We start from the raw sequence: 26,419 nt of genomic DNA, 5'->3' as shown, positions 1-26,419 counted from the left end.
CGGATGGTTTCCCCGACCGAGCTGCGGTCCGCCACCGAACCGGTGACCCGGCCGGCGCCCGAGGCGTCCACACCGTTGCAGGTGCTCCGCCGGGTCTTCGGCTACGACGCCTTCCGGGGCAGCCAGCAGGAGATCATCGAGCAGGTGGTCGGCGGCGGGGACGCGCTGGTGCTGATGCCGACCGGCGGCGGCAAGTCGCTCTGCTACCAGATCCCGGCGCTGGTCCGCGACGGGGTGGCGGTGGTCGTCTCGCCGCTGATCGCGCTGATGCAGGACCAGGTGGACGCCCTGACCAACCTCGGGGTCCGGGCCGGCTTCCTCAACTCGACCCAGGACTTCGCCGCCCGTCGCCAGGTCGAGGCCGCCTTCCTCGCCGGTGAACTGGACCTGCTCTACCTGGCACCGGAGGCGCTCGGCTCCGGTGCCACCCTCGGGCTGCTGGACCGGGGTCGGATCGCGCTCTTCGCGATCGACGAGGCGCACTGCGTGGCGCAGTGGGGCCACGACTTCCGGCCGGACTACCTCGCCCTGTCGATGCTGCACGAGCGGTGGCCGGACGTACCCCGGATCGCCCTGACCGCGACCGCGACCCCGGCCACCCACGCCGAGATCGCGGCCCGGCTGAACCTGGAGAGCGCCCGCCACTTCGTGGCGAACTTCGACCGGCCCAACATCCAGTACCGGATCGTGGCGAAGCAGGAGCCGCGCCGGCAGTTGCTCGACCTGCTGCGCACCGAGCACCCCGGCGACGCCGGCATCGTCTACTGCCTCTCCCGCGCCTCGGTGGAGAAGACGGCGGAGTTCCTGGTCGGGCACGGCATCAACGCGCTGCCCTACCACGCGGGGCTGGACGCGGCCACCCGGGCGACCAACCAGAAGCGCTTCCTGCGCGAGGACGGGCTGGTCATGGTCGCCACGATCGCCTTCGGCATGGGGATCGACAAACCCGACGTACGCTTCGTCGCCCATCTCGACCTGCCCAAGTCGGTCGAGGGCTACTACCAGGAGACCGGCCGGGCCGGTCGCGACGGGTTGCCGTCGACCGCCTGGCTCGCGTACGGGCTCCAGGACGTGGTGCAGCAGCGCAAGATGATCGACAGCTCCGAGGGCGACCCGGCACACCGGCGGGTCCTCGCCGGGCACCTCGACGCCATGCTGGCCCTCTGCGAGACGGTCGAGTGCCGGCGGGTCGGGCTGCTCGCCTACTTCGGCCAGCAGGCGAGCGCCTGCGGCAACTGCGACACCTGCCTCACCCCGCCGGAGTCCTGGGACGCCACCGTGCCGGCCCAGAAGCTGCTCTCCACGGTGTTGCGGCTGCATCGCGAGCGCAACCAGAAGTTCGGCGCCGGCCAGTCGATCGACATCCTGCTCGGCAAGCCGACCGAGAAGGTCACCCAGCACGGCCACGACTCGCTGACCGTGTTCGGCATCGGGACCGAACTGCGCGAGGCCGAGTGGCGTGGGGTGGTCCGTCAACTGCTGGCCCAGGGTCTGCTCGCGGTGCAGGGCGAGTACGGCACCCTGGTGCTGACCGACGCCAGCGCGGAGGTGCTCGGCCGCCGACGTACGGTGATGATGCGGCGGGAGCCGGAGCGGACCTCGACGAGCCGGGCCACGAAGTCGCGTGGCGGTGCGGCGCAGGTGGTCCTGCCGCCGGCCGCCGAGCCGGTCTTCGAGCGGTTGCGCGCCTGGCGGGCCGCCACCGCGAAGGAACAGGGCGTCCCGGCGTACGTGATCTTCCACGACGCCACGCTGCGGCAGATCGCCACCGACCTGCCGTCCTCCCTGGCTGAACTCGGCAAGATCAGCGGGGTCGGGGAGAACAAGCTGGCCAAGTTCGGCCAGCACATCCTGGACACGCTCGCCCAGGAGTGACGCTCAGCCCAACCGATCCGCCATCCGACGCAGGTTCCACCGGCCGGCGCCGCCGCGCAGCACGGTCCGGGTGAGCGGGGCGACGTCGATTCGCCAGAACGAGGCGGGGGTCGCCGCGATCGCGTTCACCACCAGGGCGCGGATCACCATCGGGTGGGTGACCGCGATCACCGTGCCGGCGGTGCCGGGAAGTTCGCTCAGCCAGGCGCCGGTCCGGTCGAGCAGGTCGCCCAGGCTCTCCCCGCCGTGCGGGGCGGCGGTCGGATCGGTCAGCCAGGCCGCGACCGCCGCCGGCTCGTCGGCGGCGACGTCGTCGAGGGTGCGACCCGACCATCGACCGAGATCTCCGTCACGCAGCCCGTTGTCCATGGTGGGCGTCAGGCCCAGCGCGGCGGCGGTCTCCAGGCAGCGACGGCTCGGGGCGCAGCGCGCCGCGTCGTGCCGGGGCAGGGTGTCGGCGGCAGCCGTGGCGTCGGCCAGGCCGTGCCCGTCCAAGGGCTCGTCCAGCGGGAACGCGGCCCGGCGTACGGCCGAGGTCGAGGCGTGCGCGACCAGGATAAGTCGGGTTGTCACCGGCGCTGCCGACCCACCTTTCGCGACGTGGTGACGCGGGCGCGACACCGGTTGCCGTTACCCGCCGTCACCTGGCTGGCACCGGCCCACCAGGCCCGGGAAGCCGCAGGTTGACACCCTGGCGTCGCCGGCCGTAGCGTCCCGACCACGAGCGTGATGGTGGGAGGAAGCCGGTGTGAACCCGGCACGGTCGCGCCACTGTAACCGGTCGCCGCCGCGAGGCGGTTTCCGGAAGTCAGACCCTCCACCGTCACCGACACCACTATGGGACGCGTGATCCCGAGGAGGTTTGCCATGGCAACCGCATCCGCATCCGCTCTGCCGGCTCCGACCGCCGTACCGGCGCCGACGCCGATCCCGCTGCGCCAGATCCTGCCCTGGGCGATCTTCGGTGCCGTCCTGGCCGTCGTGCTGCTCTACTTCGTCGGCGCGGAGCAGGGTGTGACCTCGGTGTTCTCCGGGGAGACGGTGCACGAGTTCGTCCACGACGGGCGGCACCTGCTCGGTTTCCCCTGCCACTGACCGGCGAGCGGACACCCCCATGCTCTCCGCTCGAACACTGCTGATCCGTGGGATGCTGGTCGGCCTGGCCGCCGGTGTCGCCGCCTACCTCTTCGCCACCCTGTTCGGTGAGGGTCCGGTCGGACAGGCCATCGACTTCGAGTCCGCCCAGGGTGCGGCGGCCCACGCGGCGGCGCACGCCGCCGACGCCGGGGCACACACCGACGAAGCCGAGCCCGAACTGGTCAGCCGTCTCGTGCAGAGCACGATCGGGCTGGCCACCGCCGCACTGGTGTACGGGGTCGCGTTGGGCGGGCTGTTCGCGCTCGCCTTTGCGGTCGCGTACGGGCGGATCGGACGTTTCGGACCACGTGCCACCGCCGCACTTGTCGCCCTCGGCGGCTTCGTGACGGTGGCTCTCGTACCGTTCCTGAAATATCCGGCCAACCCGCCCGCCACCGGCAACCCGGACACGCTCGGCCAGCGGACCGTCCTGTACTTCCTCATGATCGTGATCGGGGTGGCCGCCGGGCTGCTCGCGGTGCGGTTCGGCCGGTGGCTCCACCCGCGCTACGGCGCCTGGAACGCCAGCCTGCTGGCGGTCGGTGCGTACGCGGTGTTCATCGCCGTCGTACAGCTCGCGCTGCCGACGATCAACGAGGTGCCCGACGGCTTCCCCGCCCTGGTGCTGTGGGAGTTCCGGCTCTCCTCGCTCGGCACCCAGTTCGTCACCTGGGCCACCCTCGGCCTGCTGTTCGGTGCCCTCACCGAACGCCGGGTCCGAGCCGACGCGAACCAAGGCAGGGTCACCGAACCGGCAACCGCCTAGCACCCTCACCCCGACCCCTCCGGACGGCGTCCGGGGCGGGAGGGGGCCCGTTGATCGTGAAGTTATCGCAGGCCCGCCACACGGACAGGGGCGATAACTTCATGATCAACACCTTTCGGCGGACCGGCGGGCGGACCGGCCCCGGCGGACCGGCCGGCGGACGGGTGCCGGTCAGCGTCCGGGGTGTACGGGGTTCGGGGTGTGTGGGAGTTTGCCCAGTTGGCGCCAGTCGGTCTCGGCCACGTCCACGCCGTAGTGCTTGGCGGCGACCTTGATGTTGGCGAAGGCCTGCTCCCGCTCGGCGTCGGTGACGCCCTGGACCTGGTCGAACCGGGCCACCGCGTTGCGTACGTGGGAGGCGTCGACCAGCGGCTCCTTGCGCTTCTCCGGGAACGCGTACGCGGTGTCCGGTAGATCCCGCTTCTGCTTGCTGCCGAGTGTGCCGTGCAGCTCGTACGGCTTCCAGGTGGTCTTCATGCCCTTCCCCTACCCGGGTGAGTGGGAAGTACACCCGCCGGGTGAATGGCATTCGCCCGGGCCGGGGAAGGGCATTCGGGCAGCTCAGTGGCTGCGGTGGTCGCCGCCGTCGGCGTCGGTGGGAAGCTTGCCCAGCACCGCGTTGACGATGTGGATCCGGGCGTTGACCGCGCGGTAGTCGACGCAGAGGGTGTCGGCCTGGTCGGCGACCCGGGCCATCGTCCCGGTGGCGACGACCTTGACCGAGGTGCCGTCCAGGGTGGTCACCGTGCCCGCCGCCGACAGCTCGGCGAGCGGGCGCGACCCGTCGACGATGTGCGCCCTGAGCAGTTCGCGCAGGTCGTCCTTACGCTCGATGAACAGCTTGTCGAGAGTGTCCTCGGAGAACTTGGCGGCGAAGGCGTCGTCGGTCGGCGCGAGGATGGTCAGGCCCTTCATGGACCGCAGTTCGGGTGCGAGCCCGGATGCCCGCAGGGCCGCCTCGAAACGGGTGAGCACCGGGATCCACTGCAACGCCACGTCGACCGGCTTGTCGGTGAGCGAGGCCGGGTTGCCCGGATCGGTCCCGGCGGGCAACACTTCGCAGAGGGGCCCGGAGACGCCCGCGCCCGCCGGACCGGCGGAGGCGGCCGTCGCGGCGGCCCGGTCCGCGCCGTCGGCACCGGTCGTCGTACAGCCGGCGGCGACAAAGGCCAGCAGCAGCGCGGTCCCGAGGGCAAGCCATGATCTACGGGTACGGCGGATCGCGGCGCGCCTCGGCACGGACGCGCCGGGGCGTCCCGACCCGGCACGGCGTCCCGACCCGGCCGGACGTCCGAGGGCAACGGGGCGTCCCGACCCGGCGGGACGTTCGGAGACGGCGGGACGTTCGGAGACGGCGGCGCGGACGGGGAGGGGGACGGCGGCGGGCGGTTCGCCGGGCGGGGCGGATGACTCGGACACGGTTTCCACAGCCCTTCGGATCCGGTCGTGCCGGCGGACCGGGCGCTGGGCCCGATCCGCCGGCACGGGGTTGCCGGTGGTTCTCAGTGCTCTTCCGGTCGCCGGGTCACAGCCCCGCGCACTGACCGGAACGGGGGCCCTGCACCGTGTTGCGGATGTTGAGGTTGACCGGTGCCGGGCTGTTGCCGGCGCAGCTCAACGGACCGTTGACGGTGTTGCCCGCCACCAGGGGAAGGTCGGCACCGGTGCCGTTGGCGGCGAGGCTCAGCGGGCCGGAGACCTGGACGTCGACCACGGCCACCGCACCGGTGGTGCCGGTGATGGAGACCGGTCCGCGCACCGTGCTGTCGGCCAGGAAGACCCCGGCCGCACCGGCGGCGCTGACCGGGCCGCTGATGGTGCTGCCGGTCGCGATCAGCGTGGCACCCGGACGGACCGTGACCGGACCGTTGACCGTGCCGTCGGCGAGGCAGGTGACACCGGAGACGACCAGCGGGCCGTTGTGCCGGACCGGGCCGGTCGGGTAGATCCGCTCACCGCCGACGAGTTCCTCGGCACCCTGCGCGTCGAGCAGCAGCGGGATCAGGCCCCGCTCCGGCTGGGCCAGCGGTACGACGTACCCGTCGGCGACCTTGACCACCTTCCAGCCGTGCGCCCGGATGCGCTGGGCGACCGTGAAGCCCACCCCGCCCGGACCATCGGTACGGGCGCCGTTGTACTGCTCCTCGGTGAGCTTGTACGCGCACGGCGGGTTGTCCAGGATCTGGTCCTCGGTCGGCGCGTTGGCCGGCGGCGGGCTCTCCCCCGGGTGCGGCGCCGGGTGGGCCGGGATCAGGTGCGAGCCCCGGAAGACGATCCGGCTGCTGTTCCCGCTCTGGAAGGTGATCGCCTCGGTCCGGGCCTGCTTGATCCCGTTGAGGTTCGCCCGGTGGTAGTCGAGGAACTCGTTGAAGGTCCACATCGCGGAGTACGTCTTGCGCCGCCGGTTGTTCGCCGTGTTGCCCTCGTCGGGGCGGGTCGGCCCACCGGAGCTGCGCAGTTCGAGCAGCGAGTTGACCACGTTCTTCAGGCCCAGCGTGTTACGCAGGATGGTTTCCTCGCCGAGCCCCACGTTGCCACCGCCGTTGCAACCGTACGGGCACGGCCACCAGCCGTCCTTCGCGCCGTGCTCGTACATGTGGCCCTCGATCATGCGCTGCGACTCGTCGAAGATCGAGCGCGCCACGTTCTGGTGCCGTGGCGACAACATCGGCAGGTCACCGGCGCTGGAGTTGCCGTACTCGTGGCCGTCGTAGCCGGCCACCGGCCGGTACTCGCGCACCATCTGCACGAAGGAGAGCGTCTCCGGCTGGCGGATCAGCGAGTAGTCGCGGTTGAGGTCCTGACCGGTCGAGTTGCCCCGGGTGTTCGCCGCCCGGCCGTCGCCGTTGATCGTGGGAACGATCAGCACGGTGGTGTTCTTCAGCAGGTCGATCGTCCGGGCATCGTCGCTGAACGCCAGCTTGCGGGCCATCACCAGGCAGGCTTCGCGGTCACCGGGCTCGTTGCCGTGCACGTTGCAGTTGATCGACAGCGGCGAGGTGGCCGCCACCGCGGCCGGGGTGGCCGGCGGGGTCGGGTAGCCGATGACGAACATGTTGATCGGTCGCCCGAGTACGGTGCGCCCGATCTCCACGACCCGGACGCGCGCGCTCAGCTCGTCGATCGTCTTGGTGTAGGCGTACTCGTCGACGTCGCTGGTGTACTGGGCGGCCTTGGTGGTCTCCCACTGCGTACGCAGGTTCTGGCCCGGCACGGCGGGGTCGCCCCACGGGGCGGTGGTGACGCCGGAGACCGGCAGCGAGTAGGGCTGTTCGGTGGTGCCGAACCGGGCCCGGACCCGCCACTGGAACCGGTCGCCGGGGTTGAACCCGGCGTCGGCGAAGGTCGGCTCGTCGTTGTTGATCTGGCGGCCGGGCCGCCAGACACCGACGATCGTGGCCGGACCGGCGGCGGTGCCGGCGGCGTCCAGCAGGGTACGTTCGATCTGGTAGTCGGTGGCGCCGTCGACCGGGGTCCAGGCCAGGGTGGCGAAGCCGTCGGCCTGCTTGACGCTGAGATCCTGGACCTGGTTGGGCTCGGGGGCGGCCAGTGCGGTCAACTGGTTCGTGTTCGGGCTACCGAGCGCGGCCGTCGGCGAGGTGACCGCGCCGAGGGTGGCGACGAGCAGACCGGACAGGACGAACACGGTGGATTTTCTGTATCTCATGGGACCTCCGGGGGACGAGGGCTCAATTGACCAGGGCAACAGTGCGGCCAGCATGATCGACTAAAGTGGATGACGCAAGATCTTGAGCAATTCTTGAGCTTCGCCCACGCGTCACCGCGCCGCAACGCGGCCGTGGTGCAGGCCCGACGGTCAGGCGACGCCAGCCGGGCGGAACTGCACGCTCACCCGGGGTCCGACCGCGCGGCTCGTCTTCGGGATGGCGTGCTCCCAGGTCCGCTGGCAGGAACCGCCCATCACGACGAGGTCGCCGTGACCGAGGGGAAACCGCAGACTGCTCCCGCCACCCCTCGGTCGCAGCAGCAGCGGGCGCGGCGTGCCGAAGGAGACGATCGCCACCATCGTGTCGACGGTCGAGGACCGGCCGTGGGTGTCACCGTGCCAGGCCACACTGTCCCGACCGGTGCGGTACAGGCACATGCCGGCGGTGACGAACGGCTCCCCGAGCTCCGGCCCGTAGTGCGAGTTGAGGCGACCGCGCGCCTCGGTGAGCAGCGGGTGCGGCAGCGTCTCGTGGCCGGCGTACCAGCGGAGCAGACGCGGGACGTCGACGGTGCCGTCGTACATCCGGCGGCGCTCGGCCCGCCAGTCGACCTCGTCGAGCAGGGTGCCCAACACCAGGTCCGAGCCGTGCACCCAGCCGGGTAGGTGGTCGATCCACGCTCCCCTGGTCAGCTCGTGCCGACGGACCGCCCCGGCGAGCCGCCCCAGGCTCGCCACGGGCGCCGTGTCCAGCATCGATGGCTGGTAGCTGCCTTCGGCCACCCGACCACCCTACGCCGCGCTCGAACAGGCGTACGACCGGGGGCCTTCCCGTGCTGGTCAGGACGATGCGGCGACGAGCCCCTCGAACGCTCCCAACGCCCGGTGCAGGGCGACCGCGTCGACCTCGGGCGGTCGGTGGCCCCTGGCCCGGATGTGGGCGAGCAGGTCCGGCTCGGGCGGCAGGCCGTGCTCGCGGAGTTGGTAGGAGAGCGCGTCGGTCCAGATCCAGGTCCCGTCCGTACGCACGTCCGTCGGCACCACCGGCCGCAGGCCGGGGGCTAGGGGGTCCACCTCCCGCCTGACACTGATCACCAGCGGCACCCCGGCGTCGAGGTAACCGAGAACCTGGTCACGATCGACGTCGCACCGCCGATCGTCCGGCACGGTCGCCGCTGCCGAAGCCGAAGCCGGAGCCGAAGCCGAAGCCGGTGCCGGTGCCGGTGCCGGTGCTGGTGCCGGAGCCGGAGCCGGAGCCGGAGCGGCATCGTGGGCGAACCGGATCGGCCCGGCCGGCTCGACGCTCCACAACAGCGCGGCGCTGCCCAGGGCGGCACGCCGGTCGTCGGGCAGGTCCCCGGGCTCGCGGAAGGCATCGACCCGGGTGTCGGACTCGCCGCACCCGCGCAGCTCACCCTGCAACGCGGCGGCGACGGTGACGGGGTGGCCGTCGGCGGAGACCTGGGCCAGGTACGTCCGCCGGGGCGGGGGCCAGCGGATGTCCCGGTCCGGAAAACGCCAGACCCGCCAGAGCGCGCGTACGCCGGGGAGCCCCGCGTCCAGGGCACCGGTGAGCACGAGGTCGACCTCGTCGGGTCCGCCGGGGCCGTCGTACCGCCCGGTCAGATCCCGGCGGTACGGCACCGCGTCACCGTGCTCGGCGAACACCACCGGACTGACCGGGGCGAGCCGGTAGTGGGAAGGTGTCGTCGGGGCGCCGCGCGGGATCTCGTCGACCGCGTCGGTCTCCTCCCCCGCCTCGGCAAGCAGGTCGGCCAGCAGGCTGGCGTCCGTCTCGCCGATCGGCACCCGCCCGGCGACCGCGCCGAAGACCACCGCGCGGGCCACCTCGACCGGCATCTGCTCGGCCAGCCACTGTCGCGCCCGGACGACGAGTTGGTCCGGCAGCCGGTCGGCCAGCCGGAGCAGCAGTTCGTGCAGCGCGTCGAGTCGCTCCAGGGTCTCCGGATCCGCCTGCCGTGCCGTGGCCACGAGCCTCCTCACCACCGCTGTAGTGCCCCGAACCGGGCGAACGTACGAAGCAACTACGGCCGGCGGAGGGTTGGGGTTCAGGTGAGATTTCCCAAACCGGTCCGGCCTCGCCGCCGACCAGGCAGATCGCCGGTGACGTGCGGCGATGACGTTCCGGGCGATAGGTTCCGGTGCCCGGTCTCACGTACAGTGCCGCCATTCGACCCCGCCGTGTCGGCGGTGGCACGAAACGTCGGCCGTATCGACAGGGAGATCCCGCATGAGCGCGTCCGAAGGGCACCCACCCGCCACGGCGAGCGATGCTCCGTCCCCGGGCGGCCCGGCCGGAACGGTCTCCGAACCCACCGGCCCGACGCTTCCCGGCCTCGCCTGGCAGGCGCCCCGGCAGCCACCCGTCGCCCCGGGCGACGCGGTGGTGAGCCGGCCGGTCCCGTTGGAGGGCGTACCGGCCGTCGCGCCGTCGAACCCCCGGGCCGAGTGGGGCTGGCGGGGGCGAGCCAACCGGTTCAGCGGCGGGAACCTGAAGCTGGCCGCGACCAAGGAGGAACTGGTCCACCGGGCCGCCCGGCGACGCCTGCTGCGTCCGTTCAGCCGGACGATGTCGATCGTGGTGGCGAACCCGAAGGGCGGGGCGGCGAAGACCCCCACCGCGCTGCTCGCCGCCGCGACCCTCGGCTACCACCGGGGCGGTTACACCCTGGCCTGGGACAACAACGAGACCCGGGGCACGCTCGGGATGCGCGCCGAGTCCGCCACCCACGAGCAGACGGTGATCGACCTGCTGCACCACATCGACGAGTTCCTGGCCACCTCGGCGAGCGTGGGGCGACTCTCGGCGTACCTGCGCCCGCAGAGCGCCCGGTTCGACGTGCTCGCCTCGGACGACGCCGCGGGCAGCATGGAGATCATCGACGACGCGGCCTTCACCAAGCTGTGGACGGCGCTCTGCCGGTTCTACCGGCTGATCGTGATCGACACCGGCAACAACATCCGTTCGGCGAACTGGCAGTCGGCCACCGCTGTCGCGGACTGCCTGATCGTCCCGACCACGGTGCAGCGGGACGTCGCCGACAGCGGCCTGTGGATGCTCGATCACCTGATCCGTACCGGCCGGGCGGACCTGGCCGAGAACGCGGTCGCCGTCGTTTCCTGCGCGGACCCGAAGGCGGACACCGAATTGCTCGCGGAGATCGTCGAGCGCTACCGCAAGGTGGTACGGGACGTGGTGGTCATCCCGTACGACCGGCTGATCCGCTCCGGCGGGCGGATCGAGTTCGACGCGCTCGCCATCCCCACCCGACGGGCGTGGCTGATGGCGTGCAGTTCGATCGTCGACTCGCTCGCCATCCGCGACCAGCACTGACCCGCCAATCTCGACTCAGTCCGGTACGAGGCTGGTCGGCCAGCCGGGACCGGCCTCGGAGCGGCGTACCGCCTCGACCGCGCGGTGCAGCCCCTCCCGTGCCCGCCGGTCCGACGCCGTCACCTCCCGGTCGGTGCTCTCCCGCGCCGGCTCGGTCTCCCGGAGCAGGACCAGCACCGGCTCGTCACCGTGGGACCGGTCGACCCCGAGCACCCGGAACCGGGCGCCGGCCGGGAAGAGTACGTGTTCCCGGCCGGCCGGGGGCAGCCCGGCGGTCTGCCGCCCGGCGGTGGACCAGACGGCGAAGACCGGCGCCCCGGGCTCCCAGCGGTCCGGTGACACCCGGGCGGCGAGCACACCCGTCGCGGCCAGCACGTCGCCCTCGTCCCACCCGCTGTCCGGGTCCACCGCCCAGTGCCCGAACACCGGCCCTGGTGCCACGGGCAGTCCGGCCAGACCGCCGGCCAGGCAGGTCAGCACCTCGGGCGCGGTCGACGCGGCGTCGTGGAAGATCTCGTCGTCGGCGACAAACGCGACCACCGACACCAGGTCGTCCGGTACGCCGTCCCCGTCCGGGCCGCCGGTCCGTCCGTGGGCGGAACGGGCCACCGTGTCCGCGTACCGCTGGTAGCGGGCACCGAGCAGGTCCCGCAGCACCTGCCGCTCCCGTACGTCCCCGGGACGCCGCTCCGGCAGCGACGGTCCGGTGCCGTCCCCCCAGCGGGTCAGGGGCGCCGAGCGCGGCGTCGGCCACCGGCCCGGCCCCGAAGCCAAATCCGAAGCCAGTGCCGGAGCCGAAGCCGAAGCCAGTGCCGGAGCCGGATCCGGAGCCACAGCCAGACCTGAAGCCAAAGCCACAGCCGAAGCCGGAGCCGGAGCCGGAGCCGGATCCGAAGCCGACGGTTCGGGTTCGGGTTCGGGCTCGGGGACGACGGGAACCGGGGCGGGCACAGCAGAAACCGGCTCGGGGACAACGGGGACCGGGGCGGGGACGGTGGGGCCCGCGCCGGCTGGGTCGGTGGTCGGGACCGAGGGGGGCGTCGGCAGTTCGACCAGGTGTCCCGGCCCGACCACCGAAAGCAGTGGCCCGAAACGCTCGACCAGCGCCGCCCAGGCGGACCGGTCGCTGTCGGGCGGACGGGTCACGGCGAGCCGGAGCGTGCCGGTGACGCTCGCCGGCAGGGCCGAGACCACCTTGTCCAGGGCGGCCAGTGCCTCCGTCGGCGCCGCGACGATCGGCGCGCCGAGCACCAGCAGCGGGTGGTTGGCGTCGACCGGGAGGCGCCGGACCAGGTCCTGCTCCGGGTCCTCACCCGTCGGCCGCAGCCACAGTCCACATCGGACCACCTCGATCGCCCAGGTGTCGTCGACCCGCTGCACACCCGCGACCCCGGCGACGTCCGGCAGCGGGCGCCGCCACTCGACGACCTGCGGTGCCGCCGCGGCGCGGTAGGCGAGCCGCTGGGCGAAGGGTCGCCAGCCCCGTACGCCGGTCGCGTCGACCGTGGTCCGGACGCCCGCGCCGTCGGAGTCGGTGTCGGCGACCCCGCTCATCACCTCGACGGTGCCGCCGGTACGCAGCGCCAACCACTCCCCGACCGTGTCCGCGGTCGCGCTGTCGGCGCCGTACGGCACCAGGATCAACTGCCGCCGGAGTTGCCGGGGCAGCGACTCCAGCAGGTCGTACACCGGTTCCGGGGCGAGCACCGGCGCACCCGGTCGGCCGATCACGACGGTCGGCCGCTCCTGGTCGACGTGGACGGAGAGGGTGGCGGCGGTCAGCTCGGGCTGGTCGGCGTCGTGCACCCAGAGCCCGGCGGGGATCGCGGTGACCCCCAGGCCCGGTGGCGTCCCCCGCAGGGTCGAGGGCAGCAGCCGTTGCCAGTCGGGCGCCGGGTGTCGGGCGCCTTCCCGCTGGGCCGGCTGGCCGGGCCGGAAGCACCACCAGGTGCCGCCGGCCACGAAGAGCATGCCGGTACGCAGCAGCATCACCGCCCCGGTCGGCGCGAGCACCTCGATCTCCAACCGGTCGGCGACAACCTGGGCCACCCCGGGCTGTCCGGCGTCGGAGAGGACGAGCCGGATCGACTCGCAGCGCACCGGGAGGTGGTGGGAGAGGAGTTCGACCAGGGTGGGCAGTTCGATCGGCGGATCGGCCGCGACGATCACCGTGTGCCGGTCCGGCTCGCGGGGCAGCCGCGCCGGGGTGAGTTCCGGCGGCAGCGCCATGCCGCGCACGATCACGATGGTCCGGTCGTACCCGTGAACCCGAGGTTGCTCGATCGGGGTGGCCATGGGCGTCATCCTGACCCACCCGTCCGACCCCCGTCACCGTGGGGCCGGCACGATCGAGCTGACCGACGGCGGCCGGGACGACGACGGTCGCCGGTCAGCCGTCGAGCGTGGTGCGTGGCACCGTGTCCGGGGTCCACCGTACGTCGTAGCGGGGTGCCGCCACCGCCTCTGCGAAGGCGTCACCGGAGGCGCGCGAGCTGACGATCCGCCAGTCGAGCTCCTTGTCCACCTCGAACCAGATCAGGCCGATGATGTCCCGGTGGCGGGGCAACAACTGGAACGTCTCCTCGATCCACTCGACCTTGCGCCCGTTGTCGTCGGCGGCGGCGGTCTCGGTGATGACCAGTGGACGTTCGCTGAAGGTCCGCATCTCGTCGATGGTCTCGTCGAAGATCTCGTCGAACGAGCGGTAGTCGGCGAAGTAGCCGGTGCCGTAGTAGCCGGAGAGGCCGAGCCAGTCGACGTACTCGTCGCCGGGGTAGAGCGTCTCCAGCGGCGGGTTGCTCTCGTCCCACTGCACGTTGGGGCTCCAGACCCAGGTCACGTTGGTGGCGCCGGCCGTACGGAACAGGTCGTGCAGGTGTCGCCAGGCCCTGACGTAGTCGCCCCGACGGTTGCCGTTGGTCGCCTCGGACCAGGGGTACCAGTCGCCGTTCATCTCGTGCCCGAACCGGATCGCCACCGGATACTCCAGGTCCCTGATCCCCTCGGCCCAGGAGCGCAGGTAGTCGTCCAGATCGCCACGGATGATCCGGGACAGCCGGTAGTCGGGCTGGTCGGACCGGATCTCGTCGATCTCGTACTGGTCGAGCCCCTGCTCCCGGGCCTGTTCGTCGATCCGGTAGTCCCACGGCTCCCAGGCCAGCATCGGCATCATGCCCCGGTCCCGGACCCGGTCGAAGATCGCCCGGTCGAACCGGGCCACCGCCCAGTCCGCGCTGAAGAGCATGACCTGCGGGTGGCGTCCGGCCGCCTCGGCGAACTCGTCCACCGCCGTGAAGTCGTAGGCGCCCTCGTGCGTCATCACGCCGATGAAAACCTTGCCGGCGGGCGGGAAGAGGGCTGGCGGTCGGGGCGATGGCGTGGGCAACCCGTTCGCCCCGGTGACCACCGCCGCGTCGGAGTCGGCGTCCGCGCCCCATGGCGGCGCCGTCCGGGGTGCCAGCACGAAGGCGTACGTCAACAGCAGCGCGCCGACCAGCGCGATCACGACCCGAGGTACGGTCAGCCTGACCATGGTGTCTGTCCCCTCAACCGTTCCGTGTCGCCGACGCGGGACGGCCCGATCCGCCCGCCTCGATCCGTACCGCCACCGGCGCGGTCCACTCCCCGCTCTCCCCGTCGACCCGGTAGACGCCCCAGCCGGCCGGGAGAGGCCGCCCGTCGGCGGTCGGCTCCTCCCACGGCACCCGTTCGAGGCGTAGTTCGCGGCGGGCCAGCAGCCCGGTCACGGTGGCGATGGCGGGTGGGGCGAGCGCCGCGACCAGGGTCAGCGCCGGCCAGACCCGCAGCAGCGGGTAGCTGTGGTCGAGCAGGACACTCAGGGTCAGCATGACGGCGGCGACGCCGGCCCAGACGAAGTGCAGCCGGAAGGTGCCGAGCGACTCGGTCGTACGCAGCTTGCCCTTTGCCGTGACCACAAACGCGAGCCTGCGCCGCAGCAGCGCGGAGATGCCGGCGGCCACGTAGATCGGTCCGACGAAGAGGGCCAGCGCCATGCCCACAACGCCGATTTCCTCGCGCTCGTGGCGGGCGATGTTGTAGCGGCGCAGCCAGAGCCAGACCAGGAACCAGGTGGCGACGGTCGACCCCCAGAGCGTGGCCCAGACGCCCACGTCGAGTTGCACGGTGGTGACGCCGGTGCACATGTACAGGGCGGTGGCGAGGTTGCCCAGCAGGAGGCTGACGGCGACGCTCGGGTAGTAGAACTGAAGCAGTCGGTACTGCCAGCGGCGGCGGGTGCCGAGTTCGCGCGGGGCGCGCAGGTCGGGGCGGACCAGGATCTCCCAGATGCCGGCCGCCCAGCGCTTCTGCTGGTTCATGTAGTCGGCCCAGGAGGTCGGCCCCTCCCCGATGGCGACCACGTCCGGGGTGTAGACGCCCTTCCACCGGTTGCCGGTCTCCGGGTTGGTGGCGGCGTGGATCCTGATGCTGGTCAGGTGGTCCTCGATGATCGAGTCCTGGTAGCCGCCGATGGTCCGCCAGGCCGCCGGGCGGTAGAGGTGGCCGGTTCCGGTGAGCAGTGGCGCGTCGAGACCGTTGCCGCCGCGCGCGATCAGTCCGTTGTAGAGGTACTGCTGCACCGAGGCGCCGTGCGCCACCCAGTTCTGGTGCATGTTGCCGTACACCTGGGGGGTCACCACGAAGGCGACGTCGGGGTCGCGGAAGTAGCCCAGGGTACGTTCGAGGAACCCGGGCAGCGGTACGTGGTCCGGGTCGACGTTGGCGACCACGTCGTAGTGGTTCTCGTACTCGGCCCGCCAGGCGTTGTGGTTGCCCGACTTGGTCCGGGCCCGGAACTCGCCGCTGGGCTGGTTGTACTCGGGGCGCCCCTTGCGGCTGAAGTGGCGTACGCCGAGCCGAGCGGCCATCTCCCGGACGGCAGGGTCGTCCCCCTCGTCGAGGATCCACACGTCGACCCGCCCGCAGTAGACGAGTTGCCGCATCCGGCGCAGGGTCCGCTCGGCCACCTCGATCGGCTCCTTGCTCGGCACGATCGTGGTGAGCAGGGCGACCCGCAGGCCGATCGGCGGGTCGACCGGGACCGGGTCCTTGGCGTTGAAGGCGAACACCCAAACGGCCGCGTTCTGTGCGATCCGGATGAGTTCGATCGCGACGACCACGCAGAAGCCGAGCCGGGCCAGGGTGAGCTGCCAGCCACCGATCCCGTCCAGGCCCGCGCCCGGCACGTGGCCGGGAAGCAGCAGCCAGCCGACGAAGACCAGTCCGGCGGCGGCGTTGAGACCGACGAGCAGGGTGAGGACCAGCCGTTGGGCGGGTGAGGCGACGTGCCGGAACTCGACCGGTTGCCGGGCCCGTCCGGGGGCGGTCAGCGGACCGGCGGTGGCGCCGCAGTCGGCGTACGCCAGTCGGGCCCTGATGTTGCGCCGACGGCGGTCGCCGGGCCCTCCCGGCGGGCCGGAGCGGTGCTCGCCGGGTGGTGGCGCGGAGTTGGCGTGGGAAGGGATTGCCTGGTCGGCGACGCTCACGATTTCCCCCAAGAACCCGAACCCTGCTCGCCTCAAACCCTGCTGGACCGATCCTAAGCAGGCTTTGCCGACAAACATGGCGATCCCCGCTAGTCCAACACCAAAGCGGCAATCTGCCCCCGGGTTGTGGTTCAGCCCCGGGTTGTGGTTCAGCCCTGCGGCCGACCGTCCACCAGCAGGGCGAGCGTGAAGCCGGTCGGCCGCCACACCTGCGCCATCTCGTACCGCGTACGCAGCAGCTCCTCCGTGCGACCGCCCACGTCGCGCAGCGGATCGGTCCGCTCGCCGACCCGGATCACCCACACCCGTCGGGTGTCACCGAGGCAGCCGGTCGCGTCCAGACACTCGGCGTCACGCACCTCGCCGCCGGTCTCGTCCGACCCGGTGCCGGCACCCGATCCGCCGGTCCCACCGCCGGCCCCACCGCCCAAGACGTCCACCAGCCCATACCCGGTCGGCAGGTACCGGTCCAGCGCGTCGCGCCCGGCCGCACCGCCGCCCGGGTCCTTCGCCACGTAGACCACCGCGTCACCGGAGCGCATCTCGTACTGCACGATCCCGGCGAGTTGCCGGGTAGCCTGCCGGTGCCCGTCCGACCCGCGCTGCGCCGCCTGCACCGGCAAACCGATCACCACGATCGCGGCCAGCACCCCGACCCCCCAGACGGCGCGGGCGCGGCCGAGCGCGACGGCGGCCAGCGTCGCCCACGCCGGCAGGGTGAAGACCAGACACTGCACCAGCGGGAGCGGTGTCACCCGGGCGACCAACGGCAGCACGAGCAGCGGTACGACCGCCCACGCGGTGTAGATCGCCGTCGAGCGCCGCAGCGGCAGGCTGAACAAGGCCAGCCCGAGCAGGAGCGCACCGAGCGCGGTGACGCCGAACAGCTCCACCGGGGTGGCGGCGACCAGCTCCCGGGCGGAGTCCGTCGTCCAGCTCGGTGGGCCCACCGTCCGGTAACCGAGCAGGAGCAGCGCGACCGCCGGGAACGCACCCACGGACGCGGTGACCACCCACCGGGTGAGAATCCGTCGCCGGAAGGCGAGCAGCACCCAGCCGTGCCCGACGAGCAGGACCAGCGCGATAGCGTGGGAGAGGCCGAGCAACACCACCGCGAGGCCGTACCCGACGAACCGCCAGAGCCTCGGCCGGTGCGCCGCCAGGACCAGGAAGTACGTGGCGAGCACGGCGACCAGCAGGGTGAGCGCGTACGGGCGGGCCTCCTGCGCGTACCGGGTCGAGGTCGGCAGCAGCGCGAAGATCACCCCGGCGAAGAGGCCGACCCGGGCTCCGTACAGTCGGGTGGCCAGCATCGCGACCAACATCGCGGCGAGCGTCATCGCCAGGATGGAGGGGAGCCGCAGGGCCAGGTCCGAGCTGCCGAGCAGCTCGACCCAGGCCCGCATGAGCAGGTGGTACGGCACGTCCGAGGCATCGGCCCAGTAGGCCGGGACCAGGTTCGCCCGCCAGGAGGACGTGGCATGGTCCCAGGTGGTCAGCTCGTCGGTCCAGAGTCCGGGTGCGGCCGAGCCCATCAGCCCGAGCGTGCCCATCAGCATTCCCGGCACCATCCAGGCGGCGGTACGCACCGGGAACGAATCGCGGCGGCGGGTCACCCGATCGGGTTGCTCTCCCCCGCCGTCCGCTCCGACCCGGTCCTCCCCCCAGGGGTCCTCGGGAGGTGCCGCCGACGCCCCGACCCGGGGCATCACCATCGTTTCCGCATCCGTCATCGTGCCTCACGCTTCCCTAGGGATCGGGCGGCCAAGGCCACGGCGAGGCCACCCTCGAAGCGATGCCAGGACAGGGTTCTCGGTGCTCGTACAGCACGACGACGGCACCCGCACCAGGAGTCCCGGGTGGGGTGCCGGCTGTCATCTGGATCGTAGTGAGGAACCTTCGGGAAAAAACCTCAAATCCCGCGTATCCGCCCCGTACGGGCCCGGCAGCGCCGCGTTTTCGCACCTTCGGGTGACACGGGCACCGGTACGGCAGGGCAGGGCGCTACCCCGCGAGCGAGGACGACAACGGCGCCCCGGGCCGGGATGGTCGTGGGTGACCACCGGCCGGGACGCCGTTACGAGCGTTCAGTGCCGCTTTGCCAGCCCGACGAACTCGCGCCACGCCTCCGGACCGAAGCCCAGGGTGGCGCCGTCACGGTCCTTGCTGTCACGGACGAGCACGACGCCCGGAAGATTGTCCGCGACCTCGACGCAGTTACCGCCGTTGTTGCCGCTCTTGGTGCTCTTGCGCCAGCGCGCGCCGGTCACGTCCATGATGTCGCCGCTTCCCTGATCAGATCTAGGGATTGCGCTCGGGGTAGTGCCTCCCCCCGGATGCGTTCCCACCGTCGGTCAAGGGTAGCAATGTCCTCCGGTTGGTCCAGAAACTGCGCGGGCGCCTGGCTGTCGACGTGCGCCATCCGCCGGCCGCCGTCCGGCAGGTCGGCGATGGCGAAGGGGCCACCCAGGCCCGGATACATGCCGACGCCGAGGGGCACGACGTGCACCTGGACGGAGGACAACTCGGCACATTCCGCCAGGCGGAGACACTGGTCGCGCATCAGTCCCCGGTTCCCGTAGGCGGACCGGAACAGCACGCTCGCGTCGATGACGGCGATCAGCAGCGGCGGGCGCTCCCGGTGCAGGATGACCTGCCGGGCGATCCGGCCGGCGACAAGGTCCTCGACCTCGCCCGGGGTGAACGCCTCGCCCGCCAGCGTGGCCCGCGCGTACGCCTCGGTTTGGAACAGCCCCGGAATCCAGGACAGTTCGAAGGTACGTAACGCGGCGGCCTCCCGCTCGATGTCCGCCCACTGCCGGAACCAGACGGGCTCCTTACGTTTCAGGACGTCCGGCCAAAGGTCCCCAATGTCCCGCCGAAGGATCTCCGCGATCTGCGCCCGTCGTCTCGGCCGAGGGATGCGCCCCGGGTTGATCCACCGAGCGGCCGTCTTCGGGTCGACCCCTACCTGGGCGGCAAGCGACTCCGCCGTCTCCCCCACCTCGACCATGGCGACCTGTAACACGTGGTTCATTGCGCCTCCTGAGTGGACGTTCCGAACAAAGCGAGAACCTACAGCAACGCTGTGTATTTGCTCCACTACCCGGGACAGGGTTATTTCGAGCGGCGTGGCCGGTGGAGGTTCGAGCCCGCCGGCCGCGTCAGCGGGGGTGCTCCCGGAAGAGGGCGGGAGCACCCCTTCCAGAGCCGAGGAGGTGTCGCATTGTCTGCGTTCCGTCGACCGTGGACGGGCTGGTTCCGGCCGCTCGCGGCCTGCCGCGCGTTCCACGAAGGGGGCTGCCATGTCGGATAAACCTCTGCTCCAGGTCGGCGACGTGTTCACCGTCGACCACACGAGCTACATGAGGGGCCACGGCCCGTTCGAGTGGCCGGACGGCTCCGAGCCTCTGACACTGCGGGTCACGCACTATCCCGTACCGGTCGCCCTCGGTCGCGCCAACTGGGTCGCCCTGGTCGGCGTCGCGCTGGGGCCCGAGGGGTACGCGGACACGAAGTGGGTCGGCGTCGTCCGGACCAACGCTCTCCCCGGCTACCGCCCGCCCCCGTGCGCGTTCGGATGTGTGCCGTGTCCGCCGCTGTGAACGGGCCGACGCCGAATCCGGACCCGGTCGCCCAACACACACCCATACCGGAACTCTGGATCTGCCGGATCGACGCCCACCCGTGGCCGTGCGCCGACGCCCGACTGGACCTGCTCGCGGGGTTCAAGGGCCGGACGCTCGCCCTGAACCTCTACCTCGCGCCGCTCTTCGTCGAAGCCCTGACCGATCTGTCCGCGATCGACCCGGGGCTGGGCGACCCGCCGGACCCTCGGGCGATCTTCCAGCGCTTCATGGGGTGGGTGCCGGTGCGAAGACACTGATCGACATCGCGGCCACCGGGATGTGTACTGCCGGGGCAGTTTGTCACGGCCCCGGCGAGGTGGTGCCGTGCTTCGGTGGGCTTGGAGGTGGCGCTGATGTCCGCACAGCGGTACGACGTCATTGTGGTGGGCAGCCGGGTGGCCGGTGCCGCGACCGCACTGCTGCTGGCCCGCCGTGGCCTGCGGGTGCTGGCGGTGGACCGGGCAAGATTTCCGAGCGACACCCTGTCATCGCACCAGGTGCAGGTCCCCGGGGTCGCGCGTTTGCGTCGTTGGGGACTGCTCGACCGGTTGACCGCGACCGGGGCGCCGCCGACCCGGGAGATCCGGCTGGATCCGGGCGAGGTGGTGCTGACCGGCCGCTACCCGACGTACGACGGAGCGTCCGCCCTGTACAGCCCACGTCGTACCCGACTCGACGCGATGCTGGTCGACACCGCTCGCGGGTCGGGCGCTGAGGTCCGTGAGGGCTTTGACGTTGACGAGCTGGTGTGGGATCAGGATCGGGTGGTCGGGATCCGGGGCCGACAGCGCGGCGGCGGGCAGGTCACCGAGCTGGCGTCGCTGGTGGTCGGGGCCGACGGCAAGCATTCGATGGTGGCCGAGGCGGTGGCGGCGGCCAGCTATCGGCAGCGGCCGCCCTCGACGTTCGCCTGTTACACCTACTGGTCCGGGGTCGACCTGCCGACAGGTGAGCTGTATCAACGGCCGGGGCGGACGGTGGCGGTGTTTCCGACCAACGACGATCTGACCATGGTGTACGTGTCCGGTCCGGCCGGCGACTTTCCCGCCTTTCGGGCGGATATCGAGGGGCGGTATCTGCACACGCTGGACGGCTGCGGTGATCTCGGCGCGCGGGTGCGGGCCGGCGAGCGGGCCGAGCGGTTCCGGACCACGCCGGACGTGCCGAACATGTTCCGGTTGCCGCACGGCCCGGGATGGGCGCTGGTCGGTGACGCGGGCCTGGTCCTGGATCCCATCACCGGGCAGGGCATCGGTAACGCGTTCCGGGACGCCGAACTCCTGGTCGACGCGATCGTGGCCGGATTGGACAGCGGCGGCCGAATCAATGCCAGTCTGGCCGGCTACCGAAGGGCCCGGGACGAGGCGGCGACCCCGATGTACGACCTCACTCTCGACCTTGCCGCGTTCCGACCGGCCGGTGCGGCGGAGAGGCTGCTGTTCGCCGCGCTCCAGGGGCGCCAGGACGGCATCGACCAGCTACTCGGCGTCTTCGCCGGAGTGATCCCGATGGCCCAGTTCCGATCGCCGGGCAACCTGCTGCGCCTGATCGGCGCTGGTAGCCTCGCCCGAGTCGCCGCCGCCGACCTGCGTCGTCGGCTCCGGCCACGTCGCCGCGCTCACCCACGCCCCACACGGCGTTCTGCCACCGGTTGAGCAGACACTGTCGCCACCACCGCCCGTCCCCGCGCTCGGCGTACCCCGCTAAGGTGCTGCGATGTCGAAAATGGACGTGAGCAACGAGAGCGGGCGCAAGCTCGGTCTGTGGGTCGAGCCGTGGGGTGCCGACTACTGGCTGCGCCCCGGAGAGACGCTGACGGTGGTGGCCGACACGGCGGCCGAGCAGACCCCGTTCAACGTGGTCATGCACGACCAGGGCGTCACCGTGTGGGTGAACTCGGCCAGCGCGGCAGAGGTGCTCGACAAGGACGACAAACCGGTCCCCTTCGGCCACCAGCGTCCCACCTCGGTCACCTCGTGAACGAGGTCCGGCGGGACGGCCCCGGGTCCTCGGCCGAGCCACAATCCGCACCGGAATCTTCGCCGAACCACTTGGCACTCATGGCCAGTGAGTGCTAAAAAAATAACTGTCGCACCTGCCCAGGGCGATGACAGACCAACGCTCCCGGGCAGGCCGCGACCTCGGAATCCGAGCGCCACACGCTTGCCGGACCCGCCGGCAGGCAGTCTTGAGGAGGTGGTTGGCGTGGTGCTGACTTTCGATCCGTTCCGCGAGTTCGACCGTCTGGCCGGTCAGGTCTTCGGTCCCGCCGGTGGCGGTGCCGCGACCATGGCGATGCCGATGGATCTCTACCGGTCCGGTGACCACTTCGTGCTGCACTGCGACCTCGCCGGTGTCGACCCCGGCTCCGTGGACGTCAACGTCGACGGCAGGGCCCTGACCATCCGGGCCGAGCGCAGCGCGCGTACCGACAGCGAGGTGCAGTGGGTACGGCGCGAGCGGGCCACCGGCACCTTCGAGCGCAGACTTACCCTGGGCGACGGCCTCGACCTCGACCGGATCAGCGCCACCTGGCAGGACGGCGTGCTGACCCTCACCATCCCGGTCGCCGAACAGGCCAAGCCCCGCCGAATTCCGATCGGCACGGCCGACGGTAAGGCCCTTACCGGCTCCAGCACCGACACCGTCACCGTCGACCGGTCCTGACCGGCTCGCCCGAGCGGCCGGATGCACCGGGTCCGGCACGCGGGGCATCCGTGGGTCTCGCGGGCGGTGCGCCCGCGAGACCCGTCGGACCGGTACGGGAAGACAGACAGCGGTCAGTAGCCGTACCTGCTCTTGAGGTGGCGCCACCAGTCGCGGAACATCCACCGGTCGAACTCGGTGATCGAGCTGGCGCTGCCGGCCTTCATCAGGAAGCCGCCGACGCCGGTCGGGGTCCAGTCGTAGAAGTCGTCGAGACCGAAGGTGTGGCCGACCTCGTGCAGGAAGATGTGCATGTTCTCGGCGTTGATGTTGTTCATGAAGTACTCGCTGCCCATCCGCTGACCCCAGTCGCCGCCGGCCCCGCCGCCGAACCCGGCGGTGAGCCAGAGCGACTGGTCGTAGTGGCGGGCGGCACCACCGGGACAGTTGGGATACTGCCCGTTCTGGTTGAAGAAGCGCCCGCACGGCTCGGCGCACTGCGGGGCGTTCTCCCGGATGTTGTTGACGTAGATGTCGACCGAGGTGTCCGACCACTGCAACTGGGCCCGGTCGCGGACCGCCCAGCCGACCACCTTGATCGGCACGGTGGCGTACGGCCAGTTGTTGTGGCCGACCATCACGTCGATCCACTTCTTGTACTGTCGGGCGAGCGCGGCGTGGATCTGGTCGCGCTGGGTCGCGGTGACGCTGGCCGGCGAGTCCCACCGGACGCAGAAGTTGAGGCTGCCCCGGTTGGCGAAGACCTGGTCCCAGCCGTAGTTACGGAAGCCGTACAGGTTGGGGTAGGTGCTTTCCTGGTGGGCCCAGACCTCGTTGATGCCGGTCACCAGGTTGGCCGGTGGGTTCCAGCCGCTGGTCGGTGGCGGCGTGGTCGGTCCGCCGCCGGGCGGCTGGGCGTGCGCCTTGACCTCCAGCAGTCCGACCGATCCGGCGCCGCTCTGGAGTGTGATCCGCAGTCGGGTGACGGTGACGGCGGTGAAGGTGGCCAGGTTGTAGCGGTCGACCACGGTCGGGTACCCGCTCGCCCCGGCGACGTCGGCGTAGCCGCCGCCGCTGGGGATCTGCACCCGCCACGAGGCCGGCAGCCGTACGCCGCCGTTGTCGTCGAAGAAGTAGACCTCGACCGCCCGTACGGTCTGGGCGCTGGTCCAGGTCAGCTCGACCCACTGGGTGCCCTGGTTGGGCCAGGTGCCCCAGCGCGGGTTCGCGGTGTCGTTCGACCTGGGCGGGTCGACCCCGTCCCGGATCGCGCCGACGCTCTCCCAGGGCGAGGTGTACGAGGCGCTGGCGGTCGCGGTCCAGGCGAGGTTGTCGCCCGGGGCGGCCTGGGCCGCTCCCACGGTGACGACCAGCCCGGCGATCAGCCCGCCGAGGGCGACCGGCACGACGGCGGTGAGCCATCGGTTCATCACTGAACCTCCTTACATAGATGATGATCGATCTCTTGGACCCAGATTCACCCCCACTTGACGTACCCAGGTCACGATGAACTACGAAAACCTTTTCGGCAAGGCTCTGCCGACCTGACCATCCAGCCGAAAGGCTTTCGGTCGGCCTCATTCCTCCGGACGGGGTCCGGGCGTCTCGCCGCAGCCGCCCCGCCCGCCGGGCCGGGTGCTGGCCAACCAGATCCCGAAGATCATGGCCAGTACGGCGGGGATCTCGACCAGCAGTCGCAACCCGCCGATCGAGAGCGTCTCGTGGAACGCGGTCACCCCGATCACCACGCTGGTCACCGGGTCGACCAGGGTGATCGCGGTCAGCGGCGCGGCGAGCGGCCCGTTCTGGAAGGCGTTCTGGTTCAACATCACCCCGCCGAGCCCGACCAGCACCAGGGCCCAGAGGTGCCAGTCGGTGAGCGCCGCCCACGGGTCGGCGAAGAGCCGGCCGGTGAACGCCTTGAGCAGCACCGCCACCCCGGCGTAGAAGATCCCGGTCGCCACCCCGAGCAGGGTTCCGCGCAGCGCGCTGGTGGCCCGGTGGGCGAGCGCGAGACAGAGCACCACCACCAGCCCGGCGCCGGCCCCCACCCCCAACCATGCCGGCATCGACGGCTCGGCCACACCGGGCCTCGGCCGGGCGACGACGAGGAAGGCTCCGAGTCCGACCACGCAGCAGGTGACCGCGATGACGTCCCGGGGGTGCGGGCGCCTGCGGTCCAGCGCCGCCTCCAGCGGGATGGCCAGGAACATGCCGCTGATCAGCAGCGGCTGGACCAGCGTCAGCGGTCCGTACCGGAGCGCGATGGCCTGGAGCAGGGTGCCGGTGATGTCGGGGATCTTGCCGAACAGCCAGCTCCGGCGGCGCAGCAGGCGCATGAACAGGCGGGGGTCGAAGGTGTGGTGCGGTTTCTCCTGCCGGGCGGCCCGCTGTTGCAGCGCGGCACCCAGGGCGAAGCAGGCGGCGGCACCGAGGGCGAGCACGACCGCCAGCGGGGTCACGGGTGGTCACTCACGACAGGCCACCCCGATCCCGTACGCACACGAGTCACGCTACGTGATCAGCGATGCCCCGCGTGGCCAGTTGGCCGGAGGGCCGCCGTGATCACGAAGAGTTCGGCCGGTCCGGGCGAGCCGAACTCTTCACGATCACGAGGGGTGCTGGTCAGGAAGTGAGGGCTCCGGCGGAGCGGCCCTCGCGCAGGGTGAGGTTGCGCCCGTCGGCCGGGTCGAACAGGTGGATCTTCTCCAGGTTGCACCAGATCCGGCGGTTCTCCCCCTCGGCCACCGTCGACTCCGCCGACAGCCGGGTCACCAGGTTCGCCCCCGACCCGCCCAGATCCTCCGCGCCGACATCGGCCGCCAACTCCTCCAACTCCGCCGCGCTGGCCCGCTCCCCCTCGACGGTCAGGTAGACGTACTTGTCCGAGCCCATCGACTCGACGATCTCGACCGGCGCCTCGAACTCCGTACCCCGCGCCCGGGTGTCGTCGTCGACCAGGGCCGCGTCCTCGAAGTGCTCCGGACGGATGCCGAGGATCAGCTCCCGGGGAGCGTTCTCCGCCTCCAACTCCCGGCGGAGCCGGTCGCCCAGCGGCAGGTCGCCGATCGCGGTGCGCAACCCGCCGTCGGCGACCACGGCGTGCAGGAAGTTCATCGAGGGCGAGCCGACGAACCCGGCGACAAAGAGGTTCGCCGGGTGGTCGTAGAGCTCCTGCGGCGGGCCGACCTGCTGTACGGCACCGGCCCGCATGATCACCACCCGGTCGCCGAGCGTCATCGCCTCGGTCTGGTCGTGGGTCACGTAGACGGTGGTCGTACCGAGGCGCTTCTGCAACCGGGACACCACCGTACGCATCTGCACCCGCAGTTTCGCGTCCAGGTTGGAGAGCGGCTCGTCCATCAGGAACGCCTTCGGGCTGCGCACGATGGCCCGACCCATCGCGACCCGTTGCCGCTGGCCACCGGAGAGGTTCGCCGGCTTGCGGTCCAGCAGGGCGGTCAGTTCCAGCACCCGGGCCGCCTCGGAGACCTTCTGGTCGATGGTGGCCCGGTCCAGCTTCGCCAGCTTCAACGGGAACGCCATGTTCTCCCGTACGGTCATGTTCGGGTAGAGGGCGTACGACTGGAACACCATCGCGATGTCCCGGTCCCGGGGCGCCTTGTCGTTGACCCGCTGGCCGCCGATGCGCAGCTCACCGCCGCTGATGTCCTCCAGCCCGGCGATCATGTTCAGGGTGGTCGACTTGCCGCAGCCCGACGGGCCGACCAGGATCACGAACTCGCCGTCGGCGATCTCCAGGTCCACGTCGTGGACCGCCACGGTCCCGTCCGGGAACCGCTTGCTCACCTTGTCCAGCACGATGTCAGCCACAACAAC

The 26,419-nt window shown here is 71.4% G+C and carries 24 protein-coding genes and 1 riboswitch; of the genes, 9 read left to right on the top strand and 15 right to left on the bottom strand.

What is annotated here, in order from left to right; genetic code table 11:
* Nucleotides 1–3: 3 nt before the first annotated feature.
* Nucleotides 4–1,875, top strand: a complete 1,872-nt coding sequence (gene recQ, locus ACI2K4_RS02090) for a DNA helicase RecQ (protein WP_404508030.1) — start codon at nucleotides 4–6, stop codon at nucleotides 1,873–1,875.
* A gap of 3 nt (nucleotides 1,876–1,878) precedes the next feature.
* Here recQ and ACI2K4_RS02085 read toward each other — a convergent pair whose 3' ends face one another.
* A complete protein-coding gene (locus ACI2K4_RS02085) occupies nucleotides 1,879–2,448 on the bottom strand; it encodes a histidine phosphatase family protein (protein ID WP_404508029.1) in 570 nt (189 codons plus the stop codon).
* A gap of 165 nt (nucleotides 2,449–2,613) precedes the next feature.
* Nucleotides 2,614–2,689: riboswitch (cobalamin riboswitch) on the top strand.
* A 53-nt stretch (nucleotides 2,690–2,742) separates the two neighbouring features.
* On the opposite strand from ACI2K4_RS02085, the gene ACI2K4_RS02080 reads away from it, so the two are divergent.
* Both ACI2K4_RS02080 and ACI2K4_RS02075 read left to right on the top strand, forming a co-directional pair.
* Nucleotides 2,743–2,970: a CbtB domain-containing protein gene (locus tag ACI2K4_RS02080; RefSeq protein WP_404508028.1), complete on the top strand. Its 228-nt coding sequence runs from the start codon at nucleotides 2,743–2,745 to the stop codon at nucleotides 2,968–2,970.
* Between the two features lie 19 nt (nucleotides 2,971–2,989).
* Nucleotides 2,990–3,778: a CbtA family protein gene (locus ACI2K4_RS02075; RefSeq protein ID WP_404508027.1), complete on the top strand. Its 789-nt coding sequence runs from the start codon at nucleotides 2,990–2,992 to the stop codon at nucleotides 3,776–3,778.
* 171 nt (nucleotides 3,779–3,949) lie between these two features.
* Here the strand turns inward: ACI2K4_RS02075 and ACI2K4_RS02070 are convergent, their stop codons facing one another.
* The 5 genes from ACI2K4_RS02070 to ACI2K4_RS02050 form a co-directional block, all read right to left on the bottom strand.
* Nucleotides 3,950–4,255, bottom strand: a complete 306-nt coding sequence (locus ACI2K4_RS02070; protein ID WP_404508026.1) for a DUF6582 domain-containing protein — start codon at nucleotides 4,253–4,255, stop codon at nucleotides 3,950–3,952.
* Nucleotides 4,256–4,339: 84 nt separating this feature from the next.
* On the bottom strand, nucleotides 4,340–5,017 hold the full coding sequence (locus ACI2K4_RS02065; protein ID WP_404508025.1) for a fasciclin domain-containing protein: 678 nt from the start codon (nucleotides 5,015–5,017) through the stop codon (nucleotides 4,340–4,342).
* A 286-nt stretch (nucleotides 5,018–5,303) separates the two neighbouring features.
* Entirely contained in the window at nucleotides 5,304–7,445 is a 2,142-nt protein-coding gene (locus tag ACI2K4_RS02060) for a M14 family zinc carboxypeptidase (RefSeq protein WP_404508024.1), read from the bottom strand.
* A gap of 150 nt (nucleotides 7,446–7,595) precedes the next feature.
* A complete protein-coding gene (locus ACI2K4_RS02055; protein WP_404509152.1) occupies nucleotides 7,596–8,201 on the bottom strand; it encodes an alpha-ketoglutarate-dependent dioxygenase AlkB in 606 nt (201 codons plus the stop codon).
* A gap of 84 nt (nucleotides 8,202–8,285) precedes the next feature.
* Entirely contained in the window at nucleotides 8,286–9,437 is a 1,152-nt protein-coding gene (locus ACI2K4_RS02050) for a hypothetical protein (RefSeq protein ID WP_404508023.1), read from the bottom strand.
* Nucleotides 9,438–9,696: 259 nt separating this feature from the next.
* Between ACI2K4_RS02050 and ACI2K4_RS02045 the strand changes: the two genes are divergently transcribed.
* Entirely contained in the window at nucleotides 9,697–10,800 is a 1,104-nt protein-coding gene (locus ACI2K4_RS02045) for a cobalamin biosynthesis protein CobQ (RefSeq protein WP_404508022.1), read from the top strand.
* A 15-nt stretch (nucleotides 10,801–10,815) separates the two neighbouring features.
* Here ACI2K4_RS02045 and ACI2K4_RS02040 read toward each other — a convergent pair whose 3' ends face one another.
* The 6 genes from ACI2K4_RS02040 to ACI2K4_RS02015 form a co-directional block, all read right to left on the bottom strand.
* Nucleotides 10,816–13,095 carry a hypothetical protein gene (locus ACI2K4_RS02040; RefSeq protein ID WP_404508021.1) on the bottom strand — a complete coding sequence of 760 codons (2,280 nt, stop codon included), beginning with the start codon at nucleotides 13,093–13,095 and terminating at the stop codon, nucleotides 10,816–10,818.
* 94 nt (nucleotides 13,096–13,189) lie between these two features.
* Nucleotides 13,190–14,332, bottom strand: a complete 1,143-nt coding sequence (locus ACI2K4_RS02035; RefSeq protein WP_404508019.1) for a glycoside hydrolase family 26 protein — start codon at nucleotides 14,330–14,332, stop codon at nucleotides 13,190–13,192.
* A 13-nt stretch (nucleotides 14,333–14,345) separates the two neighbouring features.
* Complete coding sequence (locus tag ACI2K4_RS02030; RefSeq protein WP_404508018.1) at nucleotides 14,346–16,316, bottom strand: glycosyltransferase family 2 protein; 1,971 nt, start codon at nucleotides 16,314–16,316, stop codon at nucleotides 14,346–14,348.
* Nucleotides 16,317–16,453: 137 nt separating this feature from the next.
* Entirely contained in the window at nucleotides 16,454–18,037 is a 1,584-nt protein-coding gene (locus ACI2K4_RS02025; RefSeq protein ID WP_404508017.1) for a glycosyltransferase family 39 protein, read from the bottom strand.
* Between the two features lie 354 nt (nucleotides 18,038–18,391).
* A complete protein-coding gene (locus ACI2K4_RS02020) occupies nucleotides 18,392–18,580 on the bottom strand; it encodes a DUF397 domain-containing protein (RefSeq protein ID WP_404508016.1) in 189 nt (62 codons plus the stop codon).
* On the bottom strand, nucleotides 18,571–19,341 hold the full coding sequence (locus tag ACI2K4_RS02015) for a DUF5753 domain-containing protein (RefSeq protein ID WP_404508015.1): 771 nt from the start codon (nucleotides 19,339–19,341) through the stop codon (nucleotides 18,571–18,573). The genes ACI2K4_RS02020 and ACI2K4_RS02015 overlap by 10 nt, the downstream gene beginning before the upstream one ends.
* A gap of 268 nt (nucleotides 19,342–19,609) precedes the next feature.
* Here ACI2K4_RS02015 and ACI2K4_RS02010 point away from each other — a divergent pair, with 268 nt between their 5' ends.
* The 5 genes from ACI2K4_RS02010 to ACI2K4_RS01990 all read left to right on the top strand — a co-directional run bounded on the left by ACI2K4_RS02010 (nucleotide 19,610) and on the right by ACI2K4_RS01990 (nucleotide 22,600).
* Nucleotides 19,610–19,909: a hypothetical protein gene (locus ACI2K4_RS02010; protein ID WP_404508013.1), complete on the top strand. Its 300-nt coding sequence runs from the start codon at nucleotides 19,610–19,612 to the stop codon at nucleotides 19,907–19,909.
* On the top strand, nucleotides 19,894–20,190 hold the full coding sequence (locus tag ACI2K4_RS02005; protein WP_404508012.1) for a hypothetical protein: 297 nt from the start codon (nucleotides 19,894–19,896) through the stop codon (nucleotides 20,188–20,190). The genes ACI2K4_RS02010 and ACI2K4_RS02005 overlap by 16 nt, the downstream gene beginning before the upstream one ends.
* A 96-nt stretch (nucleotides 20,191–20,286) precedes the next feature.
* Nucleotides 20,287–21,588 carry an NAD(P)/FAD-dependent oxidoreductase gene (locus ACI2K4_RS02000; RefSeq protein ID WP_404508011.1) on the top strand — a complete coding sequence of 434 codons (1,302 nt, stop codon included), beginning with the start codon at nucleotides 20,287–20,289 and terminating at the stop codon, nucleotides 21,586–21,588.
* Between the two features lie 61 nt (nucleotides 21,589–21,649).
* On the top strand, nucleotides 21,650–21,913 hold the full coding sequence (locus ACI2K4_RS01995) for a hypothetical protein (RefSeq protein WP_404508009.1): 264 nt from the start codon (nucleotides 21,650–21,652) through the stop codon (nucleotides 21,911–21,913).
* 225 nt (nucleotides 21,914–22,138) lie between these two features.
* Nucleotides 22,139–22,600, top strand: a complete 462-nt coding sequence (locus ACI2K4_RS01990) for an Hsp20/alpha crystallin family protein (RefSeq protein ID WP_404508008.1) — start codon at nucleotides 22,139–22,141, stop codon at nucleotides 22,598–22,600.
* 113 nt (nucleotides 22,601–22,713) lie between these two features.
* Here ACI2K4_RS01990 and ACI2K4_RS01985 read toward each other — a convergent pair whose 3' ends face one another.
* The 3 genes from ACI2K4_RS01985 to ACI2K4_RS01975 form a co-directional block, all read right to left on the bottom strand.
* On the bottom strand, nucleotides 22,714–24,009 hold the full coding sequence (locus ACI2K4_RS01985) for a cellulose-binding protein (RefSeq protein WP_404508007.1): 1,296 nt from the start codon (nucleotides 24,007–24,009) through the stop codon (nucleotides 22,714–22,716).
* 147 nt (nucleotides 24,010–24,156) lie between these two features.
* Nucleotides 24,157–25,041 carry a DMT family transporter gene (locus tag ACI2K4_RS01980; protein WP_404508006.1) on the bottom strand — a complete coding sequence of 295 codons (885 nt, stop codon included), beginning with the start codon at nucleotides 25,039–25,041 and terminating at the stop codon, nucleotides 24,157–24,159.
* Nucleotides 25,042–25,204: 163 nt separating this feature from the next.
* A complete protein-coding gene (locus ACI2K4_RS01975; RefSeq protein WP_404508005.1) occupies nucleotides 25,205–26,413 on the bottom strand; it encodes an ABC transporter ATP-binding protein in 1,209 nt (402 codons plus the stop codon).
* Between the last annotated feature and the right edge of the window lie 6 nt (nucleotides 26,414–26,419).

The organism is Micromonospora sp. NPDC050397, assembly GCF_044901685.1.
Classification (GTDB): Bacteria; Actinomycetota; Actinomycetes; order Mycobacteriales; family Micromonosporaceae; genus Micromonospora_G.
Note: the sequence above shows the minus strand (reverse complement) of the source record. Positions and strands in the feature narration are given on the sequence as shown.